Raw genomic sequence first — 1124 nt, 5'->3', positions numbered from 1 at the left:
CTTCGGAGCATGTTGGCATTCAAGCGATAGTGCAGTGCTACCGCCGCGATCGATACGTTGGGCTGCATCGCCGCCCGGATGACTTGCGCCTTGAACTCCTTGCTATGCCGCCGACGTCGTGTCGGTTGCACGACCTCCTGCGTCACCTCGATCTCGTCCATCATGTACATCTGTCCATTAAAAATTTAGATGGACACGATCCTCGCCTTCGAGCCTTACGCAATCAAGATGACTTCACCGGGTGCTTACCTAGCAATCGATTTGACGAAAGATTCGTACGACATTCTAATGTTCTTGACCGAGCGCACGGGAAGCTCTTACCTCTTTTCCCCTCCATGGCAATCCGAAAAGGAAGTTCTGCATGGTTATCGCCCGGCTTCTTTGAACGGAAAAATTATAAGATGGCTTGAAGAAATAGACGACCTGGAATTTTTCTACGACTGGACGTTTTCCGTGCATCAGCTGCGGGAGACGTTTGTCTCACAATTGGCTAAGCAGCAAGTCGGCCTACCTTTCATTAGCATGCAGTTGAAGCACTTCAACAGCCGCTTCAACTCAATGCCAAATGCAGTAACCGCTGGCTATGGGCAGTACAGAAAACAACTGATGACAAGCATCTCAAATCGCCTCGCTATGGAACGTGAAGGTGCGCTTTTTGACGTCTACGGTGAGGACGCAAAGTTTGCCGGAGGTGGCGCTGCGGAACATAAAGCACGCATCGACGCGTTCTTCTCGGGCTCAGGCTTGTTCGGCGAAGCTCGGGAACAATATATTAAGGAGATGGCTCAGCGCGGTGTTAAATTGATGCCGACCAGCATAGGCCACTGTGCAAAGAACTTCCTAGTCGCGACAACTGAAGCGCCGCCGCCCTGCTAGAACCTATCCGCATTTTCGTGGGCGAGGCGGTTAAAGGAATCATTATCCGCGCGCCTGCGTGAATCGGTCTCCAAACAGGATAGCAAACTGGTTCATGGCCGACTTCCAGTCGAAGGCTGCGCGAACGGATTTGGCCAGCACATTGCGTAGCGCCAGCCAGAGCAGCTTGATGGCCGCCTCGTCGTTCGGGAAGTGGCCACGGGTCTTGATGATCTTGCGTAACTGCATGTTCAGACTTTCAATGGCGT

Annotated in this window: 2 protein-coding genes; one reads left to right on the top strand and one right to left on the bottom strand. The window is 52.5% G+C overall.

What is annotated here, in order from left to right:
- The first annotated feature begins 189 nt into the window (after positions 1–189).
- On the top strand, positions 190–876 hold the full coding sequence (locus M3I56_RS40600) for a hypothetical protein (RefSeq protein WP_254358674.1): 687 nt from the start codon (positions 190–192) through the stop codon (positions 874–876).
- A 42-nt stretch (positions 877–918) separates the two neighbouring features.
- Here M3I56_RS40600 and M3I56_RS40595 read toward each other — a convergent pair.
- Positions 919–1124, bottom strand: a 206-nt coding sequence (locus M3I56_RS40595; RefSeq protein ID WP_254357379.1) for a transposase, incomplete at its 5' end; no start/stop codon positions are given.

Source organism: Paraburkholderia sp. CNPSo 3281 (assembly GCF_024206515.1).
Classification (GTDB): Bacteria; Pseudomonadota; Gammaproteobacteria; order Burkholderiales; family Burkholderiaceae; genus Paraburkholderia; species Paraburkholderia nodosa.
This window is presented reverse-complemented; position numbering and strand designations above follow the sequence as displayed.

Excerpts from the sequence above, each read along its gene's own strand:
- M3I56_RS40600 (WP_254358674.1), top strand. The coding sequence starts at position 190 with ATGGACACGATCCTCGCCTTCGAGCCTTACGCAATCAAGATGACTTCA.